The 13,103-nt window shown below is 41.0% G+C and carries 12 protein-coding genes; 6 read left to right on the top strand and 6 right to left on the bottom strand.

The annotated features are described in order from the left end of the window. Positions 1 to 12: 12 nt before the first annotated feature. The 3 genes from H6G28_RS12335 to H6G28_RS12325 form a co-directional block, all read right to left on the bottom strand. Positions 13 to 663, bottom strand: a complete 651-nt coding sequence (locus H6G28_RS12335; protein ID WP_190591908.1) for an ElyC/SanA/YdcF family protein — start codon at positions 661 to 663, stop codon at positions 13 to 15. Beyond that, a complete protein-coding gene (locus H6G28_RS12330) occupies positions 663 to 1,319 on the bottom strand; it encodes a DUF2301 domain-containing membrane protein (protein WP_190591907.1) in 657 nt (218 codons plus the stop codon). The genes H6G28_RS12335 and H6G28_RS12330 overlap by 1 nt, the downstream gene beginning before the upstream one ends. A gap of 458 nt (positions 1,320 to 1,777) precedes the next feature. Beyond that, the gene (locus tag H6G28_RS12325) at positions 1,778 to 2,350 is read right to left on the bottom strand and encodes a hypothetical protein (protein WP_313933934.1); all 573 of its coding nucleotides are present in this window, start codon (positions 2,348 to 2,350) and stop codon (positions 1,778 to 1,780) included. Positions 2,351 to 2,632: 282 nt separating this feature from the next. Between H6G28_RS12325 and rpsD the strand changes: the two genes are divergently transcribed. Then, positions 2,633 to 3,241 (top strand): 30S ribosomal protein S4, encoded by a 609-nt coding sequence (rpsD, locus tag H6G28_RS12320; RefSeq protein WP_190591905.1) that lies wholly within the window; start codon positions 2,633 to 2,635, stop codon positions 3,239 to 3,241. 78 nt (positions 3,242 to 3,319) lie between these two features. Here rpsD and moaA read toward each other — a convergent pair whose 3' ends face one another. Beyond that, positions 3,320 to 4,306: a GTP 3',8-cyclase MoaA gene (gene moaA, locus H6G28_RS12315; RefSeq protein ID WP_190591904.1), complete on the bottom strand. Its 987-nt coding sequence runs from the start codon at positions 4,304 to 4,306 to the stop codon at positions 3,320 to 3,322. Between the two features lie 2,029 nt (positions 4,307 to 6,335). On the opposite strand from moaA, the gene H6G28_RS12310 reads away from it, so the two are divergent. Continuing rightward, entirely contained in the window at positions 6,336 to 6,659 is a 324-nt protein-coding gene (locus H6G28_RS12310; RefSeq protein ID WP_190671035.1) for a TlpA family protein disulfide reductase, read from the top strand. Here the strand turns inward: H6G28_RS12310 and H6G28_RS12305 are convergent. Both H6G28_RS12305 and H6G28_RS12300 read right to left on the bottom strand, forming a co-directional pair. Next, a complete protein-coding gene (locus H6G28_RS12305) occupies positions 6,646 to 6,879 on the bottom strand; it encodes a hypothetical protein (protein WP_190671034.1) in 234 nt (77 codons plus the stop codon). The two genes, H6G28_RS12310 and H6G28_RS12305, sit on opposite strands and share 14 nt — an antisense overlap. 96 nt (positions 6,880 to 6,975) lie before the next feature. Beyond that, positions 6,976 to 8,820, bottom strand: a complete 1,845-nt coding sequence (locus tag H6G28_RS12300; protein ID WP_190671032.1) for a S8 family peptidase — start codon at positions 8,818 to 8,820, stop codon at positions 6,976 to 6,978. Positions 8,821 to 8,940: 120 nt separating this feature from the next. Here H6G28_RS12300 and H6G28_RS12295 point away from each other — a divergent pair, with 120 nt between their 5' ends. The 4 genes from H6G28_RS12295 (at position 8,941) to H6G28_RS12280 (ending at position 12,996) form a co-directional block, all read left to right on the top strand. Next, a complete protein-coding gene (locus tag H6G28_RS12295) occupies positions 8,941 to 9,372 on the top strand; it encodes a hypothetical protein (protein WP_190671030.1) in 432 nt (143 codons plus the stop codon). A gap of 237 nt (positions 9,373 to 9,609) precedes the next feature. Continuing rightward, the gene (locus H6G28_RS12290) at positions 9,610 to 11,211 is read left to right on the top strand and encodes a hypothetical protein (RefSeq protein ID WP_190671029.1); all 1,602 of its coding nucleotides are present in this window, start codon (positions 9,610 to 9,612) and stop codon (positions 11,209 to 11,211) included. 170 nt (positions 11,212 to 11,381) lie between these two features. Beyond that, entirely contained in the window at positions 11,382 to 12,203 is an 822-nt protein-coding gene (gene thiD / locus H6G28_RS12285; protein ID WP_190671081.1) for a bifunctional hydroxymethylpyrimidine kinase/phosphomethylpyrimidine kinase, read from the top strand. 262 nt (positions 12,204 to 12,465) lie between these two features. Next, positions 12,466 to 12,996, top strand: coding sequence for a hypothetical protein (locus H6G28_RS12280; protein WP_313949908.1), 531 nt, complete (start codon positions 12,466 to 12,468; stop codon positions 12,994 to 12,996). The last annotated feature ends 107 nt before the right edge of the window (positions 12,997 to 13,103 follow it).

Genomic DNA, 13,103 nt, shown 5'->3' with positions numbered 1-13,103 from the left:
CCTTGTCCCTTCTTACAACTTCCAGCTTATCAACTTAGCATAAATGTATGCGATCGCTTCACTAATCACTACCCGCACACCTTCACTAGAACTCCACCATTTTTGCGGATCATAGTTTTTTGTTTTAGCCGAGATAATTCCGACTGGAATTTTGGGAGCAAATATATTACTAAATATCAACCAACTTCTCCGCCCATGAGCATCAATTGTCAACAAATTAATTGACTCAATTGGTAAATTTTTCTCTGATATATACTGCCATAATGCCACCGCCGAAGCATTAGTTCTATTTTTAGTCACACTAGGCGTAGGTACAATAATCAATTTATCTTGCGGAACACCCAATTTAGCTAATGTCAAAGCTGCAATTTCGGCAAAATTCTGATATTCCGCCAGATAAAATCCTTGTTCTACTTTTGAGCCAATGGTAATAATTTGGCGATAAGAACCACTTTTAAATTCTCCGGCTGCTTGTTCTAAAGCATAATCACATATCCAGCCATCAATAACGAGTGTATCTGCTGATTTAATGGGAGAATTTACGGCGAGAAATGAGTGTATATTCTGAATTACAAAAAATAGATTACCCGCCAAAACAATCAGAAATAACGCCCATCCCTGCGCTGTAAGAGTCCAAATTTCTTGACGTTTGATTAACCACATTAAACCTTAGCTGAACCTTGGGCTTTTAAATAAGCAAATACAGATTTATCCCCAATATCGGCGGGAATTGCTTGTACAGTTTTTCGCAAAGCAAAAACTAAAAATAAAGTTGCCCAAATTCCTAACAAAATTTGTTCTACTTGAATTGGTAAAATCCCGACTAAATGTCCTAATAACAGCAAGGGAACTGTGAAAGTTAACACCTTTGTTTCCAGACGATTAAAACAGAAAGCTTCTTTAAAATAAATGCCTGTTAAGGCTGCGAAGGTAAAACCTATACCTAAAATAGTCAATGGGTTTGTGTAGACAGTCAATGCAAAAGGTTGACTGTCAAAATGAGCAAAAATAAATGCAGAAATACTCCCAATTAACCAAAAAACTTGTAAAACTCGGTGCAGCAAAACCATGTAAATATGAATGGTCAACAAACTCACACCGAGAGCTAAACTAAAACAGGTATATAAAGGGGTAATTGCTTGGATGGTAGTCGGATTATTGTAAAACAATGCCAAAACAGTCCCCACAGCAAAGCTGAGTGCCGCTACCATTAACGCAGTACGATAGATAATTACACCAGTGCGATCGCTTTGATCAATCGTAAATTCCCCAAATTGCCCTTGATAAACTGGTGATGGAGATACAGTTTGCGTAGTCATAGTCAGCAAAAATATTTAAACTAAGACAAAGACATCTTAACAAAAGTCTTACTGAGAGCGATCGCACTGTGTTATCTGTTGTGTAAATTCAATTTATTTAGTTTAAAAATTAATATCAATTACCTCTGCATAATATCCAGGACTTACGCACAAAGATTATCTGTGGAGATTGGGTGTAAAGGTGAAAGGGTTTGGGGTGTAAGGATTTTGAATCAGTATACCCCTGAACCCCTACACCCTCGCCACAACCCTTGGTTTTTCGTTTTGATGCGTAAGTCCTAATATCCTACTGGCGTGTCTAGCCTTAAATGTTGCATTAAAAAACTTATTTCATCCGCGTAGCCTACGGCAAGCCGTTTGCGCGTCCACATTTGCGGTTAATTTTTCCAATCTAATGCACTACTTTAGCCTTGCCACGCCAATACGATAATTTTTATTTTTACCCTATGAATCACCTCTCAGGGTGTTGTAGGAGAAAGAGTTAGCCCATTAGCAGTTTCACTAGCGTCAATACAAGTATCTAACGCCTGCATTGGTGTTAAAGGAATTTCCCGACGCAAACCAACCACACAGTCAGCAAAAGTGATAGGTAATAAACTACGACCACAATAATTTAAAACGGCTGAGTTAATTTCTTCTTTGGTATTGAGACTGACACCAACCACACAACTGGCTAATTCTTTAGGACGACGCGCCCTGGAACAGTAAGCCAGCGCATCAGTTGGGCTAATTTTTGTTCTTTGTTTAATGGTTGCTACACAAGCAGATAAATCTCTGGGACGTATGGCTGTCGCACAACCTTGGGCTGCGGCTGCTTGGGTGACACCTGCTTTTAAAAGTTGCGCCGCACATGCACGGTAACTTTCATGGTCATCGGAAAATATGATCAGTGCTGGGCTGGGAAGACTAGAGATCAACAGTCCTGCTATAGCCAAAACAGGTGTAGTCCAGCGCATACTTTTGGTGTTGAGTATCCCAGAAATAGACTGATCTTGAGGCTTTCTCGCTTTACTCGCTTTTTGTGTTTCCATTGCCATTGTTCCAAAACCCTCAGTTATGCTAACTCAAATGTAAGCCAACTCTGCTTGACATTCTCAATTCTGTTGTCATGGCAAATTGCTGAGTGCTGAGTTCTTAGTATTTTTTAGAGCTTCAGCCGCAAACATAAGCTGAGATTATGCTTCGACCGCTATAAATTCGGATATTTATAAATTTTTGATGATTAAATTTCGGATTTTTGGCATTTTTCATTTACAGATATTTATAATAGTATGTCTGGGTAAAGTTTAAACAGGATTAAATTAAGGAAACTCATGTCCCGATACAGAGGGCCACGCCTCAGAATTGTACGTCGCTTAGGCGAATTACCAGGATTAACTCGTAAAAGCGCAAGACGCGCCTATCCGCCCGGTCAACATGGACAGAACCGCAAAAAGCGTTCTGAATATGCTGTCCGTCTCGAAGAAAAGCAAAAACTCCGTTGTAACTACGGTCTAACAGAAAAGCAACTGCTACGCTATGTCCGTAAAGCCAGACGTGTTACTGGTTCTACCGGACAGGTGTTATTGCAACTGCTAGAAATGCGCTTAGATAATACCGTTTTCCGCTTGGGTATGGCTCCCACAATTCCAGCAGCGCGTCAGCTGGTAAATCACGGTCATGTCACAATCAATGGTCGTGTAGTTAATATTCCCAGCTATCAGTGCCGTCCTGGTGAAGTAATTGCGGTTCGTGATACAGCACAATCACGGAAGTTGGTAGAAACTAACTTGCAATATCCCGGTTTGGCTAACCTTCCCAGCCACTTGGAATTTGATAAGAACAAGTTAGTTGGCAAAGTTAACGGTGTCATCGAACGCGAGTGGGTGGCTTTACAAGTTAACGAACTGCTGGTTGTGGAATACTATTCACGACAAGCATAAGGAAGTGCTGAGTGCTGAGTGCTGAGTGCTGAGTAATTAAACAGCCTCAAATCTCAGAACTCATTACTCAACAAAGTTTTATCCGCCAATTTGCGACATAGTACGGCTGTATGTGCCTGTAGTACCAGAGTCGCGGCCTTTAAAGTTAATTTCTGGCTTGATGGCTAATAAGTGTCTCACCTGTTCTCGTAACTCGTGGATGCTGACACCAGAACGCAGGGCAGTTTTTAAATCTAATTGACCAGTTTCATTTAATAAGCAGGGACGTAACCAACCATCGGCGCTGAGTCGCATCCGGTTACAACGATCGCAAAAACATTCTGACATCTGACTAATAAATCCTAGCGTGCCTTTCGCTCCCGGAATTTGAAAAACATCCGCAGGCCCGCTACCACGGACTTGTGATTCTGTCAATCCCCATTGTTTGCGAATGCGTTGGCGTAAATCCGCAGAAGATACCCAACCGCGATCGCCAAATAATTGCCAATTACCAATCGGCATAAATTCAATAAATCGGACGTGCCACTGTTTGTCAATGGTGAGGGCAGCTAAATCGAGAATTTCGTGGTCATTAACACCGGGGATCACCACTACATTCAGCTTCAGAGGGTTGAACCCCACTTTGTAGGCGGCTTGAATACCATCCCAGACTTGTTGCCAGCGAGAACGTCCATGATTGCCGATAATTTGATCAAAGATATCAGGATCAAGGGAATCTAAACTAATATTTATTCGGCGTAAGCCAGCTTCATAAAGATTTTTGGCGATGGGTGCAAGTAAAAACCCATTAGTTGTCATGGATAAGTCTTTAGTTTCCCTGAATGATGCGATCGCTTTAACTAAATCTACTACACCAGGACGCAGTAGAGGTTCGCCCCCAGTTAAACGAAATTGCGTAAAACCGACAGGGATAAACACCTCTTGAATCAAAGTCAGTAGTTCCGCGTCAGAGAGTAGTTGTTGCTTGAGGGCATATTCTAGTTCTGCACCCTCCGGCATACAGTATTGACAGCGAAAATTACAGCGATCGATTAAACTAATGCGGAGATAGTCTACCTGGTTCATTTTAAGGAATTTATTTCTATTGTATTTTCCGCATTGCCCATCTGACTTTCATAGCTATCAAGCATAAGAGTGCAAGATGAATAAAGACGCAAAGACTTGCGCCCTCAGATTTTAGTATATTTAACCGAATATAGCAGAAGGCAGGAGGAAAAGTCTTACTATCCCTTGCATTCAAGCTTTCAAACTCTCCCCTATTTGGCTGACACTGGCTGGGGGATTTTTTTTGGTAGATGATGCTTGTTGTGAAAAATTATTCCGGGAGATGCAGCTTGAGAACAGAACAATTAATTGGTAGATGCACCCTGATAACTTTCTCCCTAGTTGGCTGACACTGACTGGGGGATTTTTTTTTGGTAGATGATGCTTGTTGTGCAAAATTATTCCGGGAGATGCAGTTTGAGAACAGAACAATTAATTGGTAGATGCACCCTGATAACTTCTCCCCTAGTTGGCTGACACTGACTGGGGGATTTTTTTTTGGTAAATGATGCTTGTTGTGCAAAATTGTTCCGGGAGATGCGATTTGAAAACAGAACAATTAATTGGTAGATGCACCCTGATAACTTTCTCCCTAGCTGGCTAACACTGGCTGGGGGATTTTTTTTGGTAGATGATGCTTGTTGTGCAAAATTGTTCCGGGAGATGCAGTTTGAGAACAGAACAATTAATTGGTAGATGCACCCTGATAACTTCTCCCCTAGTTGGCTGACACTGGCTGGGGGATTTTTTTTGGTAGATGATGCTTGTTATCGAAAATTGTTCCGGGAGATGCGATTTAAAAACAGAACAATTAATTGGTAGATGCACCTGATAACTTACTTCCCTAGCTGGCTGACACTGGCTAGGAGGATTTTTTTACTAGCAACATCTCAGCAGAAGTAAAGTAATTATATATGCTTTCTGCGGAAGATGTTAATTAAATCTCGAACTAAATAATTTTTATAAATGCACCCTGATAAATAAATCTCCTAGTTATCTGACATTACTGGGAGATTTTTTGATATTTGGTAAATAGCAACCATGATTATTGCATATTTATTCGGAAGATATTGATAAATTCTCGAATAAATATATTATCAATCGACGCGCCCTAATAACTAACTCCCCTATGCACTGGCCATAACTGGTAGATTTTTTTATGCTGTTTTAGCAGCATACTGATTTTTGGAATTTTTATCCGGAACATACTTCTAAATCCTGGAAACAGATTATTGGTAGTTGTACTAAGATAACTAACTTTCCTGCTTGGTAGATACAACTATATTTTTACTTTTGAAGCACCCAAAAACCTTTATGGTAATTGTTCCGGAAGACTTTGCTAGACCTTGGAACAATTAATTGGTAGATGTACCCTGATATCTAACTCCCTGGATTAACTAACACTTACTTGGCGATTGTTGAGACAATTATTGTCTTTTGTTGGTAGTTGCTTAGGCGTATATTCTAGCGTAAGTTTCAGACAATATACTAGTGCAAATAGTGTTTTTTGACTATCAGTGTCAGCATTTATTGACTTAACTTCCATCTGAATCTTCGCAGTTATCATGCCACCGATAGAGTTTATCAAACACTTTTAGTGTTTATTAAGATAAAACTCACTTATTTACCTTCTACTATTCACAAGTAGGAGATGGATTGTGGAAATATTTTTGCGATCGCTCAGTTGCTTTGCAGAAGCTACCCTGGATGAGAATCGTAAGTTTGTACATCCTATCATAGTTTATAGTCAGATTTCTACTGATTTGTCAAAACCAGATTACAGATTGCTAAAAAATTAATTTTTTTGAGTTCATTGCTCCATCTGGAACAAAGTCATAGCTTAGGTTTTGGCTAAATTCCGTCGCCTAGTCAACAGCTTTTCCACACTATGAGTATTTCCTGAAAATTATTTTTTTTGGATAAAACTCTCAATTTCGGACTTTAATTTTCATTAATTGCGCTATCCTGGGCGCTCATCCTTTAGTAAGATGCTTACTTTGAATAAGTATGATACGATGTATTGCCTATTTTCAGGGAGGCGCAAAATTATATGAGTTTATCTTTAATTAAATTTTCGTCTGAAGACTGCGGCATTTGCCATAAAATGGCTTTTTATGACCAAAAAGTAGCCGAAGAATTGGGTTTGCAGTTTATTGATGTGAAAATGCAAGATACAGCCACTTATCGCAAATATCGGAAAATTTTGCTCACCCAGTATCCCGATAAATCAGAAATGGGCTGGCCTACTTATATTATTTGTGATGCGCCAGAGGGAGAATTTCAGATTATTGGTGAAGTCAAAGGCGGACACCCCAAAGGGGAGTTTAGAACTCGTCTGCAAGCAGTTTTAAATCCTACTGCTAGTGAGAATTAAGGATTTCAAAAGATTTTACTTCTAAGACTGGGCCAATCATTGCTGCTGTCATGATATCTTCACGCACCTGTCCTGTGACTTTAGCTTGCTGACCAGTTTTGAGCAAGCTTTTATCAGCGCCTTTGAGAATTTCATAAGTCACGCCGTCACCTGAGACTAGCGCCCAAGCGCCCATACCAATATCTCGACGTTCAATAGTGCCTGTAATTGTGATGCTCATAAGATGGGGGAGTAGGGAGTAGGGAGTAGGGAGTAGGGAGTAGGGAGTGGGGATTTTTCACTACTCACTACTCCCCACTCACTATTCCCTGATATTTTATGCCACTTGTCTTTCGTTGTTAACTGCCAAACGGGCTAGTCCGTAACAGAGTAAAGCATTAACAATGAGGAATGTTCTTGCTAAGTTACCGCTACCCAAACCCCAAACGGCTGGGTCATAAATGGCACTGACTGTCAAGCAAGCAGCCACACCTAAAGTAGAACCAACGGCAAACCATTTCCAACTAGGATGTCCTAGCAGGAATACAACTAAAACAAGCGGAATTAAGACACTGGCAAATACAGGATTAAAAGCATCTGTACCTTGTAGTGTGTTACCCAACTCAGGTAGAGAACTGCCTAACAGGCGGAAAGGCCACTGGGGTAAATCAAATATATAGATACCTTTGAGGAAAAATAACCCAGAACTGCCAAAAGTTAAGCCACTAAATAAAGCCCAACTCCAGGTAAAGGGGAAATAAACCCGTAAAAACCAAGCCAGTAAATAGGAACCGACTACCATTAAAATCTTTGGCAACAGTGCCACTGCACCGCCATCTATCCAAAAGCCGGGGTTAATATAACCGTTATCGCGCAACCACCGGAAGAAATCGGGGAAACTGAGTTGTCCTTGGGCTGCTAGTTTAACTGCGGCTTCGGCGTTGAGTTGTCCAGCACCGTAATAGTTCAACCCATCATCTTGAATAACTCTGGCTGACTGTTTGAGAACTTTTAAAATGTCATCGGGGTTTTCGATACCTTTGGCTTTGATTAAAGCCGCTACACCTGCAACGTGAGGCGCAGCCATACTTGTACCTTTGAGTCCCAAAAATTCACTTTCGCCATTTTCGTTGATGGTTTCTTGCAAAATCTTGCCAGTGTCACTACCACCAGGGGCGGAAATATCTACGCCAGCACCATAGTTAGAGTAGTCTGCTTTTTCACCTTCTGGGCCGAAGGCGGAAACACCAATCACATGGGGGTAACGGGCGGGATAGCTTGCACCATTGGCACTTTCATTACCAGCCGCCGCAATGATGACTACACCTTTTCTGTAGGCATAATCAATAGCATCTTTCATTAACTGGCTTTCACCGCCACCACCCAAGCTCATATTAATGACATCTGCACCTTTATCGGCGGCAAATTTAATGGCTTCGGCAATATCAGCAACTGTACCACCACCATTTTCATTTAAAACTTTGAGTGGCATAAGAGTGGCTTCGTAAGCAACACCCGCGACACCATATTGATTATTGGTAGCTTGGGCGACTGTACCTGCAACGTGTGTACCATGACCATAGTCATCGGTGGCTTGTTCTCGGTCATTGACAAAATCGTAGCCTTTGACAAATTTGGTCTCTTTTAAGTCGCGTACTTGCGTAACACCAGTATCAATGACTGCAACGGTGATGCCGCTACCTTTGGTTTCCGTCCACGCGCCTTCAATGCCGATTTTGTGGAGGTTCCACTGCTTGCTGTAATATGGGTCGTTGGGGCCGATTAAGGAAGGTTTGACTTCTTTATTTTGGGGCGGGGTGAGTTCTCCAAGAACGGTGGTTTGAGGTTCTGGGGGAATTCTATAGATGTAATTTGGTTCAATAAATTCTGTGGCTTTGGCAAACTGAGATTTTTTCAGTTGTTGCAGCCTTTGGCGATCGCCTTTGATAATATACACATTGTCTTGTGCAGAAAATTTATTATCTAATTGGGGTGTGACGTTGTATTGTTGAGCGATCGCTTGCAAGTCTCGGTCTATTTCATCTTTAGCAATATCTTCCCGAAAATCAAGCACAATCGTTTCAAAATCACCTTTTGCAGCTAGTCCCTGAAAATTTAAAAATCCAAAAACAGCAGCACCCAGCCCAATAATAAACAGGCACAATAATAATAGCCTTCTCATATTAACTCGTTAACGCTTTTGCCAGTTTGCTCACTAACATAACTTATTTACATCCCTGATTGGTGTAATTGTCACTTTAGTTAGTTAAACCTTCACTTACGACTCAGGATTTGTTAAACGATGGAACGTGGTCTTTTATGGTTGCCTTTGTTGATAGCGTTTTTTTGGTTAGCTTGGCAAGGATCTAAAGAATATCAAAAGGTCGAAGCTTACCGAACTTGGGCAGCACAATTTGAACGAGCCAAATATGATATTTATGCCGTATTAGGTCAAAAAGACAACAATCTTACATGGGGTAAACCCACAACCAAAGGCCCAATCAATGTAGAAACTTTTTCTTTACTTGATGTCAAAAAAATCAATCTTTTGGTCAACGATACAATCGTTAATATAGAAGCACCACCCGCCAAAGGTCGAGACATTAAAATAGAATTTGTGATTGCTGAACCCGCTAAATCTGTACTTGTCCCATTTACAGAAATTCCCTTGGCTATCCAATGGGCTAAATATTTGCAGGGAGCATTACAAAATTTACGCGGGGAACAAAGTTAATCTTCCCGCCGTCATCAGTTCTAGGAAATTGCAAGGTATATTGAGAAGCAAAGCAAAATCAGATCCCCGATTTATTATATAAGTCGGGGATCTAATTTCCTGAGCATTTTTCCAGCAAATATCTTAACCAAATGAATTAATTTTTTTGCAAAATTTTGGGAAATCTTGTCTAGAGAAATTGTAGTTAAAAACAGAAATAAAAAATCATTCATCTTGGTCAAGAGATGAGAATTGGTTATGCAAAAAAATATTGCTGTTTTGGGTGTCTTATTACTTCTTGGTGCTTGTAGTTCTAGTATTGACGGCATCTCTCAAGCTACAAATACCGTGAAAGCAAAAGTAGAAAACTGTCCCCAAGCTGAGGTTGTGGCTTTACCAGGACAAAAGCCAAACGAAGGCTTTTATGACAGGTTTGATTGGCATATTCGCAATATCATAGCGAATGATGACACGATTAGATTTCAAACTTTAAAGCAAGATTTTGTTTTCTGTCGAGCTAATAATACTTGGACAGTCCAAAAAGGAACTTTACCCAAAGACTTACAACCACCTACAAACTATACTGCTTTTGCCCAAGAGATAGTAAATCCCAAGTTCAAAAATATTAACTTGCAGGGTAAAACTTATCAGTATCGGGTGATTCAAGAGCCAAATTATTCTTTAAATTCTGATAATAATCTCTCCCGCCCAGAAGTCAAAGATCCAACCAAAGATAAAATTGTTTTTGAATTAATTACACCTAATAATAAAACTCCTCAACGGCAAACTTTATACACCCTTAAAGATTTGCAAAATGCAGCAGTAAAAGCCGGATTTTCGGCTGAAGGAAATTTGTTAGGTGTGCCTAGAATTACATCTAGTTTAATTTATGGCGATCAGATTTGGTGGTCAATTGCCTTTGAGCAAGGTGAAGGTAACAACGGTATTGCCACCATTGTTAGTTATGACCCAAAAACTGATAAATTTAGCTTAATTCAACCAGAAGCCCTGGCATTTACACAAATCACAGATTTAGCCATTACTGGTGATGTTAATAGTCCAACTTTTTGGATGGGTACTAATGTGAGTGGTGAAGGAAATCTCTACATTCCCGCCAAGGGATTAGTTGCTTATCGTCCTGATGGTTCTTTAAGTACATACACCACACATAACAGTCCTTTAGTTGGGGCAATTCCTGACAAAATCAGAGTAGAAAATAACAGTCTGTGGGTGAGTAGTGCTAACGGTGTTTGCCAAGTGAAATGGCAAGCTGCTGATAACCCAGAGAGTTGGTCTTGTTGGCGCTTTACTGCAATGGCTAAAGTGCCAGAAACATTACCAATTTACAGTGCCTCAACTAATCAAAAGTCTGCTGCTTCTTTATCAGCTAATCAGACTGTAGAAGTTTTGTGGTGGAGTCCTGTAAATTTCCAAACGAACAAAGGACGTTACGAGGTGACATATCCTCAAGGCTTCACAGCAAAACTCAATGAAGGTGCAAGTAAGTATGAGTTTGGGCGTTCCTTACCCGCAGGAAAAACACCTATTGAATGGCCTGGTTTTGAATGGCACTGGAATGGACAACGCTTTATTCGTAGCTTAGATGAAGTTTCCCTCAATTTAGTTGGCGGCGGCCCTCAAGGTATCGGTTCTGGACAACTCAACCCAAACCCAGAATTAGCAAGGAATTGGAATGCAATGCGCGGTGATTTAGAGTTACTTGATATTTCTCCCAAGTCTACCAGCGTAAAATATTACTCTGGCTGGGTTGACTCTGAAAAACTGCAACCGTATCTTACAGTTGTGCCGCAAACCAGACCCCAAAACCCACAACCAAATCCTTTATTGAAGGTTAAGTGAAGTATGAAGTCTGAAGTGTGAAGTATGAAATGAAGTGACTCTAGAAGTTGTCAATGGTTATTAGTCATTGGTCATTAGTCATTCCTTCTACCTTGTCTCCCTTGTCCACCTCGCCCCCCTCACACCCCAACTCCCTACTCACCACTCCCTACTCCCCACTCCCTAACCTTATGAATGCCGAAAAGACATCAAAAATACCTGTAGCTTTAACTATTGCTGGTTCTGATAGTGGCGGTGGTGCAGGGATACAAGCTGATTTACGCACCTTTGCCTTTCACTGTGTCCACGGTACTAGTGCTGTAACCTGCGTGACGGCGCAAAATACCTTGGGGGTGAGGCGAGTGGATGCAATGCCACCGGAGGCTGTTGTTGCCCAAATGCAAGCGATAGCAGAGGATATTGGCGTTATAGCTGCGAAAACGGGAATGTTGCTAAATCAAGAAATTATTGCGGCTGTGGCCAAGCAAGTAGAGGCTTTAGAAATTAATAATTTAGTGGTTGACCCGGTGATGGTATCTCGCACAGGGGCGCAGTTAATTGATGATGATGCAATTAAAACTTTATGTCAGCAGTTAATTCCCCAGGCGGTAATTATTACCCCTAACCGCTATGAGGCGCAGATTTTAAGTGGTTTCCCGATCAATACTCTAGATGATATGAGGGCGGCTGCCCAAACTATTCACCGTAACTTCAAAGCGCAAAGTGTTTTAGTGAAAGGTGGCGGGATGCAGGGCAATGCCCGTGGGGTGGATATCTGGTTTGATGGTAACTGTTTGGAACTCTTGACAACACAGCAAATAGACACGCAAAATACCCACGGTACTGGTTGTACTCTATCAGCTGCGATCGCTGCTAATTTGGCAATGGGCAAGGATTTGTTAACATCTGTCAAACAAGCAAAAGACTATGTTACAACTGCTCTTGCTTACTCACTCAGTATAGGCAAAGGTCAAGGGCCTGTAGGACACTTTTTTCCTTTGTTACGAAATTGACCTGTATTTAGTGGAATATTGTAAGTTGTTAGTTGCTTGTTATGGCGATTTTTAGGTATTGACTCGACCGAAAAAAATCTTTGCTATCTCGGCATTTATCTATTATTCTTGGGCATAGTTTCATATCTAGCCATTTCCCCTAGCATTTCTGTAAAATTCCATTACCTTAACTTTTGATACCAATTCACCGATGCGAACAACCACAGCAGCTGTTCATAGCCACTCTGCAAAACGGCCCGCTTCTCCAAATCATCCCTCCTCTGTGCCATTGTACGTATATCGGGAATTGGCAGCAGAGTTAGAAGCAACCCAAGCCCAGTTAGATGCACTCAACGCGAAAAATCAACAACTGGTGCAAGAAAATAAATTTCTCCGCCAAGAAATTGCCAAAGTCTTGCAGTCTGTTTCCCAATTGCAAAAACTAGTTGATTTCCGTGTCCCCGAAAGTAAGGATAGTAACTCGCCCAGTCGTGCTAGTGGTGAAGTGAAAAATTTCCCCAAACAGCCAAAAAAAGAAGCACGCCCACGTTCACAGTCAGCGCGTCCGCGTCCAGCCGCCCCGCCAAAGTCCAAACGCCGTCCTTTTCCTTTACCTGTGGTCGAAATAGGTTCTCCCCAGCCGGAAACCATCTTTATTGAGGAACAGCCTGTCAGTTATTATCCTTCTAGGGAACCGGAAAAGAGGGAAATTAATGGTTGGGGATTAGTGATTACTATTGTGTTAGTTATGCTGACAGCTTTTGGTGCTGGGTATTTAATTGTAAGACCCTTATTTGCCCATCAAAGTAACTAATTTGGCCATGAATTGTTAACAAATCTACTTAAATATAGAATTTTTCTATCTTTAAGGTAAATCAAGCAAGTTTCACCTCGCTCCTTGTATATCTCCCTATTTTGGAC

It is taken from the genome of Nostoc sp. FACHB-190 (assembly GCF_014696905.1).
Taxonomy (GTDB): Bacteria; Cyanobacteriota; Cyanobacteriia; order Cyanobacteriales; family Nostocaceae; genus Nostoc_B.
The sequence above is the reverse complement of the archived record's forward strand: the minus strand, read 5'-3'. Positions and strand labels throughout refer to the sequence as shown.

Coding starts and splice junctions, on each gene's coding strand:
- H6G28_RS12335 (WP_190591908.1), bottom strand. CDS start 663: ATGTGGTTAATCAAACGTCAAGAAATTTGGACTCTTACAGCGCAGGGA.
- H6G28_RS12330 (WP_190591907.1), bottom strand. CDS start 1,319: ATGACTACGCAAACTGTATCTCCATCACCAGTTTATCAAGGGCAATTT.
- H6G28_RS12325 (WP_313933934.1), bottom strand. CDS start 2,350: ATGGAAACACAAAAAGCGAGTAAAGCGAGAAAGCCTCAAGATCAGTCT.
- rpsD (WP_190591905.1), top strand. CDS start 2,633: ATGTCCCGATACAGAGGGCCACGCCTCAGAATTGTACGTCGCTTAGGC.
- moaA (WP_190591904.1), bottom strand. CDS start 4,306: ATGAACCAGGTAGACTATCTCCGCATTAGTTTAATCGATCGCTGTAAT.
- H6G28_RS12310 (WP_190671035.1), top strand. CDS start 6,336: ATGAGTTTATCTTTAATTAAATTTTCGTCTGAAGACTGCGGCATTTGC.
- H6G28_RS12305 (WP_190671034.1), bottom strand. CDS start 6,879: ATGAGCATCACAATTACAGGCACTATTGAACGTCGAGATATTGGTATG.
- H6G28_RS12300 (WP_190671032.1), bottom strand. CDS start 8,820: ATGAGAAGGCTATTATTATTGTGCCTGTTTATTATTGGGCTGGGTGCT.
- H6G28_RS12295 (WP_190671030.1), top strand. CDS start 8,941: ATGGAACGTGGTCTTTTATGGTTGCCTTTGTTGATAGCGTTTTTTTGG.
- H6G28_RS12290 (WP_190671029.1), top strand. CDS start 9,610: ATGCAAAAAAATATTGCTGTTTTGGGTGTCTTATTACTTCTTGGTGCT.
- thiD (WP_190671081.1), top strand. CDS start 11,382: ATGAATGCCGAAAAGACATCAAAAATACCTGTAGCTTTAACTATTGCT.